This is a genomic window from Fibrisoma montanum (genome assembly GCF_003583365.1).
GTDB classification, from domain to species: domain Bacteria; phylum Bacteroidota; class Bacteroidia; order Cytophagales; family Spirosomataceae; genus Fibrisoma; species Fibrisoma montanum.
Window position 1 is genome coordinate 913,151 of the sequence record NZ_QXED01000001.1, and the last position, 17,778, is coordinate 930,928.

15 protein-coding genes are annotated in these 17,778 nt (G+C 53.2%); 11 read left to right on the forward strand and 4 right to left on the reverse strand.

Annotation, left to right across the window (positions count from 1 at the left end):
* Window positions 1–99: 99 nt before the first annotated feature.
* The 4 genes from DYU11_RS03795 (at window position 100) to DYU11_RS03810 (ending at window position 3,852) form a co-directional block, all read left to right on the forward strand.
* Entirely contained in the window at window positions 100–549 is a 450-nt protein-coding gene (locus tag DYU11_RS03795; RefSeq protein WP_119666290.1) for a GatB/YqeY domain-containing protein, read from the forward strand.
* A gap of 64 nt (window positions 550–613) precedes the next feature.
* Complete coding sequence (locus DYU11_RS03800) at window positions 614–1,162, forward strand: CvpA family protein (RefSeq protein ID WP_199736657.1); 549 nt, start codon at window positions 614–616, stop codon at window positions 1,160–1,162.
* Window positions 1,163–1,211: 49 nt separating this feature from the next.
* Window positions 1,212–2,279, forward strand: a complete 1,068-nt coding sequence (gene rlmN, locus DYU11_RS03805) for a dual-specificity RNA methyltransferase RlmN (RefSeq protein ID WP_119666291.1) — start codon at window positions 1,212–1,214, stop codon at window positions 2,277–2,279.
* A 151-nt stretch (window positions 2,280–2,430) separates the two neighbouring features.
* Complete coding sequence (locus tag DYU11_RS03810) at window positions 2,431–3,852, forward strand: inorganic phosphate transporter (RefSeq protein ID WP_119666292.1); 1,422 nt, start codon at window positions 2,431–2,433, stop codon at window positions 3,850–3,852.
* Between the two features lie 60 nt (window positions 3,853–3,912).
* Here DYU11_RS03810 and DYU11_RS03815 read toward each other — a convergent pair whose 3' ends face one another.
* Window positions 3,913–4,722, reverse strand: a complete 810-nt coding sequence (locus DYU11_RS03815; protein WP_119666293.1) for a lysophospholipid acyltransferase family protein — start codon at window positions 4,720–4,722, stop codon at window positions 3,913–3,915.
* 141 nt (window positions 4,723–4,863) lie between these two features.
* Window positions 4,864–5,664 carry a DUF3050 domain-containing protein gene (locus DYU11_RS03820; RefSeq protein ID WP_119666294.1) on the reverse strand — a complete coding sequence of 267 codons (801 nt, stop codon included), beginning with the start codon at window positions 5,662–5,664 and terminating at the stop codon, window positions 4,864–4,866.
* 144 nt (window positions 5,665–5,808) lie between these two features.
* Between DYU11_RS03820 and DYU11_RS03825 the strand changes: the two genes are divergently transcribed.
* Both DYU11_RS03825 and DYU11_RS03830 read left to right on the forward strand, forming a co-directional pair.
* The gene (locus DYU11_RS03825; protein ID WP_199736658.1) at window positions 5,809–6,498 is read left to right on the forward strand and encodes a porin family protein; all 690 of its coding nucleotides are present in this window, start codon (window positions 5,809–5,811) and stop codon (window positions 6,496–6,498) included.
* 263 nt (window positions 6,499–6,761) lie between these two features.
* Entirely contained in the window at window positions 6,762–7,796 is a 1,035-nt protein-coding gene (locus tag DYU11_RS03830) for a fatty acid desaturase (protein ID WP_119666296.1), read from the forward strand.
* Window positions 7,797–7,862: 66 nt separating this feature from the next.
* Here the strand turns inward: DYU11_RS03830 and DYU11_RS03835 are convergent, their stop codons facing one another.
* Entirely contained in the window at window positions 7,863–9,971 is a 2,109-nt protein-coding gene (locus tag DYU11_RS03835) for a cytochrome c biogenesis protein CcdA (RefSeq protein WP_119666297.1), read from the reverse strand.
* 410 nt (window positions 9,972–10,381) lie between these two features.
* Window positions 10,382–11,215: a phytanoyl-CoA dioxygenase family protein gene (locus DYU11_RS03840; RefSeq protein WP_119666298.1), complete on the reverse strand. Its 834-nt coding sequence runs from the start codon at window positions 11,213–11,215 to the stop codon at window positions 10,382–10,384.
* Between the two features lie 160 nt (window positions 11,216–11,375).
* On the opposite strand from DYU11_RS03840, the gene DYU11_RS03845 reads away from it, so the two are divergent.
* The 5 genes from DYU11_RS03845 to DYU11_RS03865 all read left to right on the forward strand — a co-directional run bounded on the left by DYU11_RS03845 (window position 11,376) and on the right by DYU11_RS03865 (window position 17,751).
* Window positions 11,376–12,245 carry a helix-turn-helix domain-containing protein gene (locus tag DYU11_RS03845; RefSeq protein WP_119666299.1) on the forward strand — a complete coding sequence of 290 codons (870 nt, stop codon included), beginning with the start codon at window positions 11,376–11,378 and terminating at the stop codon, window positions 12,243–12,245.
* A gap of 34 nt (window positions 12,246–12,279) precedes the next feature.
* A complete protein-coding gene (locus tag DYU11_RS03850) occupies window positions 12,280–13,635 on the forward strand; it encodes a hypothetical protein (RefSeq protein ID WP_119666300.1) in 1,356 nt (451 codons plus the stop codon).
* 86 nt (window positions 13,636–13,721) lie between these two features.
* Entirely contained in the window at window positions 13,722–15,011 is a 1,290-nt protein-coding gene (gene glyA, locus DYU11_RS03855) for a serine hydroxymethyltransferase (protein ID WP_119666301.1), read from the forward strand.
* A 120-nt stretch (window positions 15,012–15,131) separates the two neighbouring features.
* Complete coding sequence (gene tatC, locus DYU11_RS03860) at window positions 15,132–16,013, forward strand: twin-arginine translocase subunit TatC (protein ID WP_119666302.1); 882 nt, start codon at window positions 15,132–15,134, stop codon at window positions 16,011–16,013.
* A gap of 88 nt (window positions 16,014–16,101) precedes the next feature.
* Window positions 16,102–17,751, forward strand: a complete 1,650-nt coding sequence (locus DYU11_RS03865; protein WP_119666303.1) for a M1 family metallopeptidase — start codon at window positions 16,102–16,104, stop codon at window positions 17,749–17,751.
* Window positions 17,752–17,778: the final 27 nt, after the last annotated feature.

Here is a 17,778-nt window from a genome sequence, read left to right on the forward strand (position 1 = left end):
CCCGCTGGTTTCGTAACTTTGCCCAAACAACGAAGGTTCAGGGATGCGAGCCGAATATTTTTGCGCTTTCGCTCATTCACTATTTCTCTTTTAAAATGTATGGCATTAAAGCAACAGATCGACGCCGATATTAAACAGGCCATGCTGGCCAAAGATCAGGACCGCCTGCGGGCACTACGGGCGCTGAAATCAATGATTCTGCTGGAAGAGACCAAGGAAGGTGGCTCCGGCGAACTGAAACCCGAAGATGAAATCAAGATTCTGACCAAAGCCGTCAAGCAGCGCAAAGATTCGGCTGATATCTACCGGCAGCAGGGCCGCGAAGACCTCCTGCACACCGAAGAAGCCGAGATTGCCGTTATCGAAACGTATTTGCCGCAGCAGCTGTCGCCAGATGAATTAAAAGCAAAAGTACAGGACATCATTACCCGCGTCGGTGCTTCGTCGCCGTCGGATATGGGGAAGGTCATGGGCGTGGCCACCAAAGAACTAGCCGGCCAGACTGATGGAAAGGCCATTTCGGCCATGGTTAAATCGTTACTAGCGTAGGGCATGGGACTCAGGGCACAGGGGTAACCCTTTTTCCCTTCGTTCCAGCACCATGCATACTCCCATGAAAACCCTTGATCTGCTCATTCTTGTACCACTCGCCTGGGGCGCTTTCAACGGGTACCGCAAGGGTCTACTGATTGAGGTCATTGCGGTGATTGCTTTTGTGGTAGCGATGATTATCGGCCTGAAATTCCTCGGATTTGGCATTGATCTGCTCAGTCCGTACATCAGCCGCGAACTAGCCCGGAAGATTCTGCCCTGGCTGGGCTTCTCGATCATCTTCTTCCCGGTGGTGTTCATGATCAACCAGATCGGCTATTCGTTGCGTCGCTCGCTGAAATATACGCTGCTGGGTACCTTCGACAGCGTGGCCGGAGCCGCCGTGGGTTTATTTACGTGGGTCTTTGGAATTAGTGTGCTGTTCTGGTTGTTCAGCTATATGGGAGTGAAAGTCCCCGCCCGCCAGACCGACGGTACGTTTCTCTACCCCTACATCCTCCCGGTGGCCCCGAAGGTGATGGATAAAGCGGCCGTCTGGGTGCCCAAAGGACTGGAAACCGGCAAAAAGTGGCGGGCAGAAATACTAGATAGTGAAAGAGCGACAGAATGACTGAGTGGTTTTCCATGTGCTTTCTTTCCTTCTTTCACTCTTTAAATGTATGAAACAGGATATTCGTAAACTGACTGCAGCGCAGTTGATGGACTGGCTCGTCCAGCACGGTGAGCCAGGTTTTCGGGCGAAGCAGATACAGGAGTGGCTCTGGAAAAAATCGGCGCTGTCGTTCGATCAGATGACGAATCTGTCGTTGTCGATGCGTGAGCTGCTCAACAGCCATTTTGAGATTCGACCGCTGAACGTTGCGACGCAGCAGCGCAGCAGCGACGGTACCATCAAGTCGTCGTTCCGGTTGTTCGACGGCAATCTGGTTGAGGGCGTGTTGATTCCGGCGCTACGCAGCGACGACCGGTCCGCCGGTGCGGGACCGTCTGACCGGATGACGGCCTGCGTATCGAGTCAGGTGGGCTGTTCCCTGACGTGTAAATTCTGCGCGACGGGCTACATGGACCGCAAGCGTAACCTGGATGCCGCCGAAATTTACGATCAGGTCGTAGCGATCGACCGGCAGGCGAAAGAAAACTACGGCACCCCACTCTCCAACATCGTGTATATGGGTATGGGTGAGCCGCTTCTGAACTACAAGAACGTGATGGAGTCGGTTAAGCTCATTACGTCGCCCGAGGGCCTGGGTATGTCGCCGAAGCGCATTACGGTGTCAACGGCCGGTATTGCCAAAATGATCAGGCAACTGGGCGACGATCAGGTCAAGTTTAACCTGGCGCTTTCGCTCCACGCGGCCAACGACCAGAAGCGGGACCAGATCATGCCGATCAACGAGAGCAATACGCTGGAAGCACTGGGCGACGCACTCAACTACTTCTACAAACAAACGGGAACCCGCGTTACGTTCGAATACATCCTGTTCTACAACTTCAATGATTCGTTGCAGGACGCCAAAGAACTCTGGACGTTTACGAAGCGGGTTCCGGCGAAGGTGAACATTATAGAATACAACCCTATCGCTGAGGCTGACTTCAGGAATACTGATCCACAAACCCTCGACAAATTTGCCGGTTTCCTTGAGAGCAAGGGCGTAACGGTAAACGTACGTCGGAGCCGGGGTAAGGACATTGACGCAGCCTGCGGCCAGTTGGCTGGCAAGCAGTAAGTTAATTTATCAGAGTGCCCTTGTTAGCAATACACGCCCGTTTCCTCTTAACAATTCCGTAACAATCCGCTACGAAAGTTTGCTGTACTTTTGTGGCCAAAGGTGACGTACGACCTTACGTACGAGCTATATCACAGAAGATCACCCACCTATGTTTGGTTTAGAAACGGATGTTTTTCTCCTGCTTTTTCTAAGTTTATTTGCCGCTTGTGCTTTTGAATTTGTCAACGGTTTCCACGACACCGCCAATGCAGTGGCAACTGTTATCTATACAAACTCCCTAAAACCCACCGTTGCCGTTGTCTGGTCGGGCATCTGCAATTTTGCCGGTGTTCTGCTCGGTGGCATTGGCGTCGCAATGGGTATTGTCAACCTCCTGCCGGTTGAACTCCTCGTCGATCAGAACGTTTACCACAGCATAGCCATGGTGCTGGCATTGCTCATCAGTGCTATCATCTGGAATTTAGGAACTTGGTATTTTGGCCTTCCCAGCTCCAGTTCCCATACCCTGATTGGCTCTATTCTGGGGGTTGGGCTGGCGTTCTCAACCCTGCCGGAAAATACGGAGGGATCAGCGGTTAACTGGGAAAAAGCCATCGAAACGGGGCAGGCGTTGCTACTGTCGCCCCTGCTGGGATTCAGCTTAGCCATTGTGCTGATGTTTCTGCTGCGCCGGAGCGTACCGGAAGAAGCCAAAGATCAGCTGTTCAAGGAACCCAAGAAGCACATGCTTCCGCCGTCGTGGATTCGGGGAATTCTGATTACGACCTGTTCGCTGGTCAGCTTCTTTCACGGCAGCAACGACGGCCAGAAAGGCGTGGGCCTGGTAATGCTGATTCTGATTGGTATTGTGCCGTTCCAGTTTGCCGTTAAATCGGATGTTGATCCCCGGTCCATGCAGACCAACATCGCCGGAATTGAGCAGACCATTGGCGCACTGAACCCAAGTCAACTGTCGCCTGCCAACCAGACCCGCCTGGCGCACACCCGCACGGAACTGGCAGAACTCAGGTCGATGCTAAGCGGCAACCTGCCCGACAACCAGATTCCGCAGGAACAGCGGATGCAGGTTCGTCGCGATCTGCTGCTGATCAACAGCAACATGAACAAGATTGCCGAAGATGAGGGTGCCAATCTGAGTTCGAATCAATTATCGGTACTGAAAACAAGCCTGAGTGAAGAGAATGGCCTGCGCCGGTTTACGGACTACGCCCCGTTCTGGGTCATTCTGATGATTGCCCTGTCGCTGGGTCTTGGTACAATGATCGGCTGGCGTCGGATCGTAGTAACGGTTGGGGAGAAAATCGGGAAGCAGCACCTCACCTACGCCCAGGGCGCTTCGGCGGAGCTGGTCGCGGCCAGCATGATTGGTCTGGCTTCGTGGGCCAAGCTGCCGGTCAGTACAACCCACGTCCTGTCGTCGGGTATTGCGGGAAGTATGGTAGCCAATCGGGGTATCAAAAACCTGCAGGCCGGAACGGTACGCAACATTGCCCTGGCCTGGGTGCTGACCCTCCCGGTGTCGATCTTGCTGTCGTTTACATTGTATATTTTCTTCCGCTGGCTCCTGTAGCCCTGACCGTACGAGTGGTCTGGTTCAGCCAGGCCGTAGTAGCCCGACTTCCGAGCCGGGCTATTCTTGTTTTACCCAGGCCGGTACGTCCTGCTCAATGGCACGGCGGACTTTAGCAACCAGATCGTCGACGGTATCGTCGGGGCTTACTTGAAGCGGCTCCTTAAAGCGGATGGTCAGCAACGTGTTCCGTTTCTTAAAGCGCAGGCCTTTCTTGTCAAACGCCCGCCGGAATCCGTTGATCACCACGGGAATCACGATTGGATCATTGTTTTTAATGAGGTAGCCCGTTCCTTTACGGATGGGTGCGTAGGGACTCGTTGTACCCTGCGGAAAACTCACAACCCAGCCGTGGGCAAGCGCACTGGCGATTTTGTCGTTCGCCGATGTATCCACCTCCCGCTTTACTTCCCGGCCATCGGCCCGCCACGACCGCTCGATGGTGAGGGCGCCGGCCTGCGCCAGCACCCGGGGCACAAACCCTTTCTTCATGGTTTCGGAAGCGGCTACGTAGTACTGCCGGGCCCGGGGGCCAAACAGATACATAGGGGGCAGCAACGTATTCTTAAAGCCCCACTTCACCGCGCAGAAAACGTGGAAGAACGCAATAACGTCGGCAAAGTACGTCTGGTGATTCGATAAGAACAGGACGTTATTGATTGGCAGGTTTTCCAGATGCTCGGTACCCTCAATCTGAATGCGGTTCACAACGGTGTAGCGGGCGTAGGTCAGCCAGCCGACAATGCCGATCAGCATACGTCGGATCAGGAGCGAATTGCCGAAGGGGTCGCATTCAAACAGGCCGAGTACATCCAGTGGTGCCAGGAATTTTGGCAGATAACTGTATTTAGTTGGTTGAATGTATTTCATCACGGTTAGGGTCGCGCAACCAGTAAAGCTACAAAACCGCTTCAATGTTTTCGGGAAAAAATCCTACAGACAAGAGCGCAAATAAAATACCCGAGCCTGCTGTTTGCAAACTCGGGTACAAAAAAGCTGATTTCCAAGCCATCAGACCATTTCCGGCGTTGGTATGGTGATTTGCTGATGGACGCTATCCCACAGCGCGATACGGGTGCGCAAGGCAGCTTCCACCGCCTGAGCGGCTTCTTCCCAGCGTTGTGGATCCTGCCCGCAAAGTTCGGCCGTCATGGCTTTGGCCAGGTGCGAGTGGTGGTCGCCATCCACTTCAATATGGCGTTCGAGGTAGTACGTAAACAGCGCCAGTTGTTCGGGCGATTGTTCGCGGAGCTGCCGGACCAGCGCGATGAACATGTCCGGAATCAGGTCTTCCCGGCCGAACGTGAACACGGCTGCAATCTCGTGCAGCTTTCCATGGCCGAGCAGATCGAACGTAAAGCCTACAAAAGCGCGGCTACCTTCGGGCAGTTCGGCGTTGTCCAGCGCATCCTGCACCGAGCGTCTGTCCGTAAGCTCGTCGATAAAGCGCTGAATGGCCCCCGTACCGGCTCCGGCCTGCCGCATGGCCTTCAGATACAATTCGAAGTGGCTTAACCGATTGCCATCAGGGTCTACGTCGCTTTCTTCGCCGACTACAATCTCGTTGATCAGGTAGCGAGTTTCCGGATTGCCGACCGGCAGCCAGGGCACATCTATGCAGGTCAGGTCACGCTGAAGTTTTTTCAGGAGCGACATGAAGTCCCAGACAGCCCAGACGTGCGACTCCATGAAGACGCGCAAGCCGGACAAATCCCGGACAGATTCATATAGTGGGTGAGCTACAAGCTGCTGCCGCAGGGGCTCAATTCGTTCTGAAAGCCTGATTAACTGCTCGTTATGAGTGGGTTGCATATTTTTTTTGATGTTGGTTAATCTTTTCAAGTAACGCCATGTCTAACTAACAAGTTTGCACAAAAAGACCAGTTGACTGCCTATTGCCGACGTTCTACGCTCCCACTATCGGGTTTTAACAACTAAATGAATACAACCAACACCATGAAACGAATTTTGCTTGCTGGAGCCGTCGCGTTTGGTTTATTGACTGCTCAAACGTCTTTTGCTCAGGTGCAGATCGGCATCCGGGGCGGTGCGAACTGGGGCTTTGCCTCAAAACCGGAGTTCCTTGGCAATCTGACCCCTACGCTGCATCCCTCACCCGGACCGATGGGAGCCCTGTTCCTGGACATTCCGGTGAGTGAGCGGGTATCGTTCCGTCCGGAGATCGGCTACGTACAGAAAGGCTTTGTCGTGAAAGAAGGCCTCGACCTCAACCTGGGTGGTTTTGAACTGCCGATTGGCGCTCGTATCTCGTACCAGTCGCGGAACCTCGACGTACCACTGCTGTTGAAAGTGAACCTGAGCGACGGCGCAGTTCAGCCTTACCTGATTGCCGGCCCATCGGTAGGTTACGCCCTGAACGGACGCGTCCGGACGCGGGCAACGGCGCTGTTTACCACGAAGCCATTCGACGTGGATATAAATTACGGCGGAGGCATGAACCGCTGGGACATTAGTGGTGTCGGCGGACTTGGTCTGGCTTTTGATGCCGGGGCGGGTAAGTTTTTTGTCGAAGGACGTTACACCCACGGTTTCACCCGGCAGGTACAGACGCCGGTCGTGAACGTAAACGTCCGGAACCGGGGCATTGGCGTATCGCTGGGCTACTCGTTCCCAATCGGTTATTAAAACGCATTGTCAACGAAAATGGGGTGTTTAATTTGAAAGTTGACTGACAGTACCCACCGTTTCTTTACTACCCCATCATTCACTCATACATTGTTGAATCAACCTGAATATAGTAAAAGCGGAGCCGCCTGGCTCCGCTTTTCTTTTTGTTGCCCGACCGCTAATATTGTAGAGATACGTTTTGCGCGAATCATACAAATCAAAATTTTTGGTTACTTTTACTGTCCTTTGCCTACGTAAAATTTAGCGTACACGACATCTGTATGAACCGGTTGACCAACTTTGTCTATTCTACGGCATCCGAACCTCACCGCATCCGGACCCGCCAAATCCTGAAAGCTCACCCCGACTTAAAAAAACTGATTGGCCAGAAAAACCCCACTACGTTCTGGGTCATTCTGGGTTGTGTATCCCTGATGGTGGCGATGGCCTACCTCGTGCGCGATCAGTCGTGGTGGGTTGTCGTGGCCGCGGCCTGGTTTATCGGTGCTTTTCCGGCGCATACACTGTTTGTCTGCATTCACGAAGCCGCCCACAACCTGATTTTCCGGATACCGTCGCATAACACCTGGGCGGGCATTTTCGCAAACCTGCCGACTGTATTCCCTACGGCTATCTCGTTTAAAAACTTCCACCTCAAGCACCACTCGTTCCAGGGTATTCATGAACTGGATGCCGATCTGCCCGACTGGTACGAAGCTCGGCTGATCAACAACTACGCAATCGGGAAGGCCATCTGGCTGCTGCTGTTCCCAATCTTTCAGGGCATTCGGACGATCCGGTGCCGCGAACTGGCCGTAATCGACAAATGGGTCATTGCCAATCTGGTGGTTCAACTGGTATTCGATGTCCTGGTGGTCGCGCTGCTGGGCTGGAAAGCTCTGGCTTTCCTGACGCTCTGCCTGTTTTTTTCGGTGGGTTTGCATCCGCTGGGTGCCCGCTGGATTCAGGAGCATTATCTGACGCTCGATCCGAATCAGGAAACGTACAGTTATTACGGTCAGTTGAATGGGGTTAACCTGAACGTCGGCTACCACAACGAACACCATGATTTTCCGTCTATTCCTTGGAATAAGCTTCCGGAAATCAAAGCCAAAGCCCCTGAGTTTTATGATACGTTGAAGTACCACACGTCGTACGTCCGGCTGTTCTTCCGCTTCTTGTTCGACCAGGAGATTTCGCTGTTTTCGCGCATTGTTCGGAAAGACCGGGGCCGTGTATCGCTCATCGACGAGTCGAAGCCGGATCTGGAACTTGTGCAATCGCAGGCCATTCACTCGAATACCGCAGCGGTCTAGTACAGCATCAGTCACAAAAAAAGACCCCGGAACGCCGGGGTCTTTTTTTGTGACTGATACTGTCAATTAACCTTTAAACTTTGTTTTGCCCTCATCGAGAAACTGCACGAAGCTGTCGATGCTGCGGTCGTAGTTTTTGGGTGCTACCAGCAGCTTCCCGTCGTGGTCGACGAGGCAGTAGTGCGGCTGGGCATTGTTGTTGTATTTGACAATCTGCAAGTCGGCGTTCTGCGCACCGATCGTCTTCTTTACCTTATCGTCGTAGGTTGAGGTATACCAGTCGCTTTGCGGCAGCTCGGTCTTGTCGTCGACGTAGAGCGCCACCACAACGTAGTCGTTCTGGAGTCGCTGAAGGACGGCCGGATCAGACCAGACGCGGGCTTCCATCTCGCGACAGTTCACGCAGCCGTGGCCGGTGAAGTCGATAAATACCGGTTTGTTGACCTGTTTGGCGTAGTTGAGTGCCTGCTGATACTCAAAGAAACCCTGCAGGCCGTGAGGCAAACGGAACAGATTACCGTACTTAGGTGTCACCGACAAGGGATCAGATGCCGAGGTTGCGGCAGTCTGCCGGTTTGTGAGGTTAAAATCCTGCGAGGTTTCGGGAGGCAGATACCCTGACAGTGCTTTCAGGGGTGCGCCCCACAACCCCGGAATCATGTACACCACAAACGCGAACGTCAGTATGGCCATCAGCAGACGCGGTACGCTCACCGTCTTGGTTTCGCTGTCGTGCGGCAACCGGATTTTACCCAGAAAGTAGAAACCGATCAGGGCGAAGATCACAATCCAGAACGATAGAAAAATTTCGCGGTCGAGCAGGCCCCAGTGATAAACCTGATCGGCAATGCTCAGGAATTTGAGTGCCAGCGCCAGCTCCAGGAAACCGAGCACGACTTTTACCGAGTTCAGCCAGCCACCCGACTTAGGCAAACTCTTGAGCCACTGAGGGAAAGCGGCAAACAACGTAAACGGTACGGCAAAGGCCGACGAAAAAGCCATCATACCCACAATCGGCTTCACTACTTCGCCCCCCGCCGAGGCAACAAGCAAACTACCCACAATCGGACCCGTGCAGGAGAACGACACCAGCACGAGCGTAAAGGCCATGAAGAAGATACCGAGCAGACCACCGCGTTCCGATCTCGCGTCGGCCTGGTTGACCAGCGAAGTGGGTAATACAATCTCGAACAATCCTAAAAACGACAGGCCAAAAACAAAGAAAATGGCAAAGAACAGGACGTTTGGCAGCCAGTGGGTACTGACGAAATTAGCAAAAGCCGGACCGTTGATCCGCGACACCAGCGTACCGATCAGAACATAGATGGCGATAATCGACACGCCGTACAGGATGGCTTTCCACCGCCCACCCGGCTGGTTCGTAAAGAAACTGACCGTCATCGGGATAATTGGGAAGACGCAGGGGGTCAGCAAGGCCAGCAAACCCGACAAAAAAGCCGCGACGATGAATCCGGCCATAGAGCCATCACTCGTATTGGCTGGTGTATTGGTTGAATTGGCCAGAATTTCTTCCGGTGCTTTAACCGCTTCCTTGACAGTCGGTGCCTCCTGCGCAACGGCCTCGGTGGCTGTTAAAGCGGGGGCCTGAGTCGTGGCAACGGCGGTTTCAGGAGTTGGTTTTGTTGCAGTGGATGTGGCCTGAGGTGATGAAGTTGTAGCCGCCGTTTTGTCCGGTGTGCCAGTCGCTGTAATGTCGAATGTAAAATCTTCATTACCAGGTATACATTGCCCGTCTATATCCGTACAGATTTGATAATCAACGGTGCCGGAAAGAACGGGATTCTCTTTCAGGATCTTTACTTTCTGCACGAACTGGGCTCGCCCGCGCATCTCGTAAACGTCGCCCTCAAAGATTTCTTCATACTTGGTTTCGACCTTACTAACAGGTTTTACTTTTCCGACCAGCTCGTAAGTAGCATTCGGGGTAAGTTTAATTTCCGTTGGCAGGGGCCCAACCTCAATCTTGGGGTTGACATTTGAGGAAAAAATGTGATAGCCATCCTGAATATTGGCCGTGAAACGCAGTTCAACAACATCTCCTACCTTAACCGACGACTGGGCCGGTTTGAATGACCAGGAAGCTGGTTTCAAAATTTGGGCGAACGTTGCAAACGGCAGCAACAGCAACGCAACGAGCGCGAAAAATGATTTCATACCGCGTGGGGTAGTTTGGTAGTCACTGATACAACAGTTTTCCTACAAAAATATTTCCATTCAGCGCGGTAAACAAAAAGAAGCGTACAAGGACCGCCGGTCAGACGTAGCGTCAGGCCGAAACACCCAGGTCTGACGCTACGTCTGACCGGCTCAACAACCAGCCAAGAATAGATCATTATGTACAAGAACGTACAAAGCTACGTTCGGTCAGACGTACCGTCAGACCTAGTGCGTTTCAGGTCTGACGGTACGTCTGACCAAATGCAACACTCTATTTTCTTTTATACACAATTCGCATCCAGCCTGTTGTTAGGTCAGTCGGTCAGAGGTACCGTCAGACCTGGGTATTTCGGTCTGACGTACCGTCAGACCAGCAGTCCTTGCCTTTTATCACCGACTCAACACGTCTAATAACTAAACAGCACCGGATTCAACTCACTTTCTGGTTTGCCGCCGATGGGGAAGCTGTCAAGCCACTTGGCGTGGTCGGCCTGCTGGTAGCTGTTACGCGGGGTCATAATGGTCTGGTCCTTGTCCATATAAATCATGGTCATGACCTTACGGGGCTTATCCGATACGTTCGGACCAGCGCGGTGGAACGTCCAGCCGGCGTGATAACTCACTTCTCCGAGTTCAAAGGGCGTATCGTTGACGGCAAAGTTTTTCTTCTGCAACTCATCCGACAGAATCTGCTCGCTTTCGTCGCTGATCTCGATGTCGCGGCCAATACTAACCGTCTGGCTTTTCTCGGCGAAGGCCAGCGGTCCCATATTCATTGGCGTTTCCTGCAACGGAATCCAGACCGTTACGGTATTCGGCGACGCCAGCGGCCAGTAGAACTGATCGGCATGCCAGGGCGTGATGCCGCCTGATGGTTCTTTGTACAACGCCTGGTCGTGGTATAGCCGAACGCCCTCAACGCCCATCAGGTCAGTAGCGATCCTGGCCAGACGCTTCGAAAAGACGAACTCACGGGCCGACTCGTCTTCCCGCCAGAGGTTCATAATTTGCAGGAACGCCCGCTCGTAGGTTGTGCGCTCCTCCATCGGCTTGATCAGCGTGTTCAGCTTAAACACCAGATCGGTGATGATGTCGCCGTAGTACGACAGCACAGCCGGACTCAACACCTGCTTCAATTTTACGTACCCGTTTTCCCGGTAAAACGCAATCGCTTCCGGACTGACGGTATAAGGGCTTTCTAACTCATCGAGCAACTGATCTTTATCAATAAGCGCTTCCATTGGCTGAGGTCGATACTGGTTTAACTGAGTTTAGTACGAATCATCATGACAAAAGTAGTGCACCACACGTAGCTGAAAGTCAGAATATTTCACCAATTTATAGACAATTTTGATCAATATACTACTTTTGAGGGCACCATCCAGTTAAGAAACCGCACAGATGAAAGCTTTATTCGAAAAAGTAGCCATTGCCGAACAAAGCTCGCTGCTGGTCCGGCGTTTCAAACTACCCTACTTTGACGCTCCCTGGCATTTTCATCCCGAATACGAACTCACCTACATCGCAGCGGGCTATGGCCGTCGATTTGTGGGCGATAGCGTTGAACCGTTTCAGGCCGGTGATCTGGTTCTGATTGGGCCGAACATGCCCCATTTCTGGCGTAGTGACGATGATTTTTACCGCATTGACCGCCCGTATCCGGCGGAGTCCATTGCCATTCAGTTTCCAATCGGCTTCGAGCAACGTGGTCTGGCAGCCCTGCCCGAAGCCGAGCCGGTACAGCAACTGCTGCACCGAGCCCGCTACGGCCTGCGTTTCAGTCCGGCCGCCAGCCGACAGGTAGCCGATGACCTGAACCGGCTGGTGACTCGTTCGGGCTTTGACCAACTGCTGGCTTTTCTGGGTATTCTGAATCAGTTGACCCGCGACATGGCTGTTGAACTGCTTGCCAGCGAAGGCTACCAACTCGCTCCGAGCGAAGCCGAAACCGAGCGCATGAAACGTGTGCTGGAGTACGTTCTGGCTCATTTCAAGGAGGATGTCCGGATTGAGCAGATTGCGTCAGTAGCCGGGATGGCTCCGGCCGCTTTCTGCCGGTATTTCAGAAAACGTACCCGAAAGTCCTTCGTTGAGTATTTGAACGAACTTCGCGTCAACCACGCTCGTAAACTTCTGGCTACGGGCGACGTTAGTGTGAGTCAGGTAGGTCTGGAGTGCGGTTTCAACACCATTTCTCATTTCCACCGGCTCTTCAAGCTGCATACCGGCCTGACTCCCTTAAATTATCAGACGGTTCAGCGCCGGAAGTGATTAAGATTGGCGGTTTGCGCGAATAAGTGAATTGATGAACATACTGACTACTTATTCCATACCCTTCCCGACACGGCCATTCAACCGGTTTGGTTCATTTCTATATCTGCTGCTCGTACCATTGCTGGTTACCTGCCGCCCGAAAAAGCAGGAGATTACGCCATCGGACGAACCGCGCATTCTGGAGGTTACCATCCCGGGTTTTCCACCCGGGAACATCACCATTGACAACGCAAAGCAGGAAATTAGTTTGACTCTCCCCGAGACATTAACGAAAGTCGATTACGAAGCTACGTCGTTTAAACTGGCGCCGGGTTGTTCAATCTGGCAGCAGCAGGACTCGTATCGCATCCAGGTCTGTGACAACGACCCATCCGTAGGGGGTGTGTACGTACTTGGCAGTACCGGTAAACTGAGAATTTTCAGGTTTACGGTAAGGCAGCCAAGACCGCTGAAGATCGGGTTTATTGACAACCAGACAAGGGCTACCATTGGTCGCCCGCTCTACGTACGTATTGACAACTTCGTCGACGGCGTACCGGAAGGCAATGTTATTCTGACCCGAACCGATACAGGGGAGCGAGATACCCTTAACGCTCATTGTGCGTATGGAAATGAGTTACCTATGAATCAGTTCGACTTACAAGTGCCGCAACGCGTTCGGCCGGGAGAGTACACGGTCGAAATCCAAAAAGGAAACGGTCGGCGGGCCGTAGCGCAGCAGAAACTGCTGTTCCTAAAAGGAAAGCCTTCGTTAACACGACTCTCTTTTTTCGACCGGCTCACGGTAGCAGCCGGTAAAAACAGTGTCCTCCGGGGCGAAAACCTGTTTGCCGACGACAACCCGGAGCTGCTTTTTAGTAAAGCAACCGGCGAGACGTTTCGACTGAAACCCACCGCCGTTTCTCCCTACGGCTGGACAGTAACCTTTGACCTGCCTGGTAACGTAACCGCCGGTTATTATGACGTTCAGCTACTTGTTCAGGGCCGGCCTGTCGACGATCGTTTTCGCTACCCAATCGTCGGACACATTAACCAGCCCGCTTTGGTTACGCTGGGTCCATGGCCGGGCGGAACGGGCACGAATTTGCTGGAACCAATAACCGCAAACCCGCTGGTTTTACAACGAAATAAGGGGTACAGAGCTATTGTCCGGCCAGATTACGGCGACGGGGCGCTTATTAAGTTCAGACTTACGGCGGCCAGCCACGCAAGCGAGTCTATCATAATCGCCCAGTTCTCGGGCATTTATAATAGTGATTATCCATCCACGATACGTATGCCGGACTTGGTAAAGCCAGGGCGATACGTGCTGTCGGTGTTTGTCGAGTACCCCGACGGCCGCATCATTGAAGGCGAACCGCTGGAACGGCTGATTGAGGTGCAGTAAGCATCCGGACGTCGTCAAAAATCTACGCGTCTTATGCAATTTAGCCGTACTTTTGTACAGCGAAAATTGCTTTTAGCCAATTGACTATGACGACTGCAACAACCACCGCCCGCGACACCAAGGTGTTTGACTTAATTGCCAAAGAACAACACCGCCAGGAGTCGGGTATTGAACTTATTGCTTCCGAAAACTTCGTGTCACCGCAAGTGATGGAAGCCGCCGGAAGCGTACTGACCAATAAATACGCCGAGGGCCTGCCCGGCAAGCGTTACTACGGCGGTTGCGAGGTAGTGGACCAGATCGAGCAGTTGGCGATCGATCGCATCAAGGAACTGTTCGGTGCGTCGTGGGCGAACGTCCAGCCGCACTCAGGTGCGCAGGCCAACACGGCCGTTTTCCTGGCCTGCCTGCAACCGGGCGACACCATTCTTGGTTTTGATCTGTCGCACGGCGGTCACCTGACACACGGCTCCCCCGTCAATATCTCCGGCAAATACTTCCGTCCGACGTTCTACGGTGTTGAGAAGGAAACGGGCGTTATCAACTACGATGTTGTTGAAGAAACCGCCAAGCGCGAGCGCCCCAAGCTGCTGATCTGTGGTGCGTCGGCCTACAGCCGCGACTGGGATTACGTTCGGCTGCGGGCCATTGCTGATGAAATCGGTGCGTTGCTGCTGGCCGACATCTCCCACCCGGCCGGCCTGATCGCCAAAGGGCTGCTGAACGATCCGCTCGAACATTGCCACATCGTGACGACGACAACGCACAAAACGCTGCGTGGTCCGCGGGGGGGTCTGATTATGATGCGGAACGACTTCCAGAACCCATTCGGTATCAAAACGCCGAAAGGTGAAGTGCGGCTGATGTCGTCGCTGCTCGATTCGGGCGTATTCCCGGGCACGCAGGGCGGTCCGCTGGAGCACGTTATCGCGGCCAAGGCCGTAGCTTTCGGCGAAGCGTTGAGTGAGGATTTCTACGACTATGCCGTGCAGGTGAAAGCCAACGCACAGGCGATGGCAAAAGCGTTCGTTGACCGGGGCTACCAGATCATTTCGGGCGGTACGGACAACCACCTGATGCTGATCGATCTGCGCTCAAAAGGCCTAACGGGTAAACTGGCCGAAAACACGCTGATCAAAGCCGATATTACCATCAATAAAAACATGGTACCGTTTGACGACAAGTCGCCGATGGTTACCTCGGGGATGCGCGTCGGTACGGCGGCCATGACAACCCGCGGCATGAAGGAATCGGACATGGAGCAGATCGTCGTATATATTGACCGCGTACTGATGAATCACGACAACGAAAGTGAGCTGGCGACCGTTAAAGAAGAAATCAACGAATGGATGAAGGCATTTCCGCTGTACGCGTAGGTTTTTTGTTTTAGAATAAAATAATAGAACGCAGTTTCGCTGATTAGACAAGTCAATACTGATACACCAGTAACCAGTTTTTAATCAGCGTCATCTGCGTTCTCTTTTCCTTTAGAAGTTATGCCATTAGATCAGGATTTCTACGAAGAGCAGGACGAGGAGCAGGACATTGACAATGAAGAAGGGAAAGAGATGACCTTTCTGGAGCATCTTGAAGAGCTTCGGTGGCATATCATTCGTGCGGTCGGGTCAATTTTTGTGTTTGCGATAATTGCCTTCATTTTTATTCAGGATATATTCGACAAAGTTATACTTGCTCCAAAACGCCCCGATTTCTGGACGTACCGGATGATGTGTAAGCTGGCCGATGCAACGGGCTACGACGACTTGTGTGTAAAGGAATTGAATTTTCAGTTGCAGGCACTTGGTATGGCTGATCCATTTACCATGGCGCTAACTTCGTCACTGATCATTGGGTTAAGTTTTGCATTTCCTTACGCGTTTTGGGAGCTGTGGCGCTTCATCAAGCCGGGTCTGCGCTCTGTTGAAAAGCGGGCCGCCCGAGGAGCGGTATTCTACGTCTCGTTGCTGTTTCTGATGGGATTGCTTTTTGGTTACTTCATCGTTTCCCCACTGGCGATCAACTTCCTGGCCAATTATCAAATCTCGCCCGAGATCAAAAACCAGTTCGATATAACGTCGTATGTCGGTACGCTGGCAACGCTTTCGCTTGGTTGCGCACTTGTGTTCCAGATGCCCATGGTAGCCTTTGTATTGTCGAAGGTAGGCCTTCTGACGCCGGCCTTTATGAAGACGTACCGCAAACATGCCTGGATTGTGATTCTGGTGGTAGCCGGTATCATCACGCCATCGCCTGATATTTACAGCCAGGTTCTGGTGGCGCTGCCGCTGGCTGCTCTCTACGAAGTCAGTATTCTGGTATCACGCTCCATCGAGCGGGCCCGGCTGAAGGAAGAACGAGCCCTGACAACCCGCGATTAATCCTCTGCCTGGCTTAAAACGGCCCGGCACAGTACCCGAAGCGGTGAAGTTTAAGTAACTTCACCGCTTCGGTGTTTTTATGGATTGTATGAAGAATACGTTAATGGGCTTTTTAGCCTTTCTGATCCTGTCAGGGTCTGCATCGGCGCAGCAGTATGTGTTCACGCATGACGATACCCTCCGGGGTTCAATCACTCCGGAACGAGCCTGGTGGGACCTTGCCTTTTATCACCTTCAGGTGAAGGTCAACCCGACCGACAGTACCCTGAGCGGCAGCACGACCATCCGCTACCGGGTGCTCAAACCGGGGCAAACCTTACAGGTTGATCTACAGCGGCCACTGCGAATTGTCTCCGTCGTACAGGACGGCCAGAAGCTTACCGTCCGGCAGGATGGCAACGCCTACTTCGTTACGTTACCCAAACTGCAACAACCCGGCCAGACCGAAACCATAACGGTGCAGTACGCCGGAAAGCCCCGCGTGGCCAAGCTCCCCCCCTGGCAGGGCGGCTTCGTCTGGTCGCGCGACCGGGCCGGGCAGTGGTTCATCGCTACGGCCTGCCAGGGGCTGGGGGCCAGTTCGTGGTGGCCCTGCAAAGACCACATGTACGACGAACCGGACAGCATGCTCATCAGCGTAACGGTACCAAAACCGCTGACCGACGTATCGAACGGGCGGCTCCGCCGGGTGGTCGACAACAACGACGGCACACGTACGTTCGACTGGTTTGTGACCAATCCGATCAATAACTACGGCGTCAACCTCAACATTGCCAACTATGAGACGTGGTCCGAAACGTACCAGGGCGCTAAGGGTCCGCTTTCCCTGACGTATTACGCGCTTCCCGAGCACCTGGACTCGGCCCGGCAGCAGTTTCAGCAGGTCAAGCCGATGCTGAAAGCCTTCGAACACTGGTTTGGGCCGTATCCCTTCTACGAAGATGGGTACAAGCTGGTCGAAACGCCGTATCTGGGTATGGAGCACCAGAGTTCGGTCACCTATGGCAACGGCTTTCGGAATGGCTACCGGGGGCGCGATTTATCCAGTACGGGCTGGGGGCTGCTCTGGGACTTTATCATCATCCACGAATCCGGCCACGAATGGTTTGCCAATAACATCACCTATAAGGACGTAGCAGATATGTGGGTCCACGAAAGTTTCACCAACTATTCCGAAAACCTGTTCATCGAGTATCACTATGGCAAAGACGCCGGTGCCACCTACGTAGTTGGTTGTCGGCAGGCAATCCGCAACGACAAACCGATCATCGGCACGTACAACGTGAACCATAGTGGCTCAGGCGATATGTACTACAAAGGTGGGAACATGCTACATACCATCCGGCAATTGGTGAACGACGATACGCGCTGGCGAAACATCTTGCGCGGCCTGAACGAAACCTTTTACCACCACACCGTAGAGGGATGGCAGATTGAACGATACATCATCGAACACGCAGGCGTAAAGGCAAATCTGCAAAAAGTGTTTGATCAGTACCTGCGCGATACCCGCATACCGGTTCTGGAATACCAGATTGTAAATAGTCAGTTGCACTATCGCTGGGCAAACTGCGTACCCGGGTTCGATATGCCGGTGCAGATCTGCGCCAATGAAACCGGCCCCTCGCCGGTGATCCGGCCAACGACCCGCTGGCAAAGCATGCCGGCGAAGGGAATCAGGACGCTGACGATCGACCCCGATTATTACGTTTACATTCGGCAGGTGATGCCGCAATGACGTGTTTCTATACGTACAATGTTGTTT

What these genes read in the sequence shown, in the direction of transcription:
- DYU11_RS03795 (WP_119666290.1), top strand. Translation starts at nt 100, where the DNA reads ATGGCATTAAAGCAACAGATCGACGCCGATATTAAACAGGCCATGCTG.
- DYU11_RS03800 (WP_199736657.1), top strand. Translation starts at nt 614, where the DNA reads ATGAAAACCCTTGATCTGCTCATTCTTGTACCACTCGCCTGGGGCGCT.
- rlmN (WP_119666291.1), top strand. Translation starts at nt 1,212, where the DNA reads ATGAAACAGGATATTCGTAAACTGACTGCAGCGCAGTTGATGGACTGG.
- DYU11_RS03810 (WP_119666292.1), top strand. Translation starts at nt 2,431, where the DNA reads ATGTTTGGTTTAGAAACGGATGTTTTTCTCCTGCTTTTTCTAAGTTTA.
- DYU11_RS03815 (WP_119666293.1), bottom strand. Translation starts at nt 4,722, where the DNA reads ATGAAATACATTCAACCAACTAAATACAGTTATCTGCCAAAATTCCTG.
- DYU11_RS03820 (WP_119666294.1), bottom strand. Translation starts at nt 5,664, where the DNA reads ATGCAACCCACTCATAACGAGCAGTTAATCAGGCTTTCAGAACGAATT.
- DYU11_RS03825 (WP_199736658.1), top strand. Translation starts at nt 5,809, where the DNA reads ATGAAACGAATTTTGCTTGCTGGAGCCGTCGCGTTTGGTTTATTGACT.
- DYU11_RS03830 (WP_119666296.1), top strand. Translation starts at nt 6,762, where the DNA reads ATGAACCGGTTGACCAACTTTGTCTATTCTACGGCATCCGAACCTCAC.
- DYU11_RS03835 (WP_119666297.1), bottom strand. Translation starts at nt 9,971, where the DNA reads ATGAAATCATTTTTCGCGCTCGTTGCGTTGCTGTTGCTGCCGTTTGCA.
- DYU11_RS03840 (WP_119666298.1), bottom strand. Translation starts at nt 11,215, where the DNA reads ATGGAAGCGCTTATTGATAAAGATCAGTTGCTCGATGAGTTAGAAAGC.
- DYU11_RS03845 (WP_119666299.1), top strand. Translation starts at nt 11,376, where the DNA reads ATGAAAGCTTTATTCGAAAAAGTAGCCATTGCCGAACAAAGCTCGCTG.
- DYU11_RS03850 (WP_119666300.1), top strand. Translation starts at nt 12,280, where the DNA reads ATGAACATACTGACTACTTATTCCATACCCTTCCCGACACGGCCATTC.
- glyA (WP_119666301.1), top strand. Translation starts at nt 13,722, where the DNA reads ATGACGACTGCAACAACCACCGCCCGCGACACCAAGGTGTTTGACTTA.
- tatC (WP_119666302.1), top strand. Translation starts at nt 15,132, where the DNA reads ATGCCATTAGATCAGGATTTCTACGAAGAGCAGGACGAGGAGCAGGAC.
- DYU11_RS03865 (WP_119666303.1), top strand. Translation starts at nt 16,102, where the DNA reads ATGAAGAATACGTTAATGGGCTTTTTAGCCTTTCTGATCCTGTCAGGG.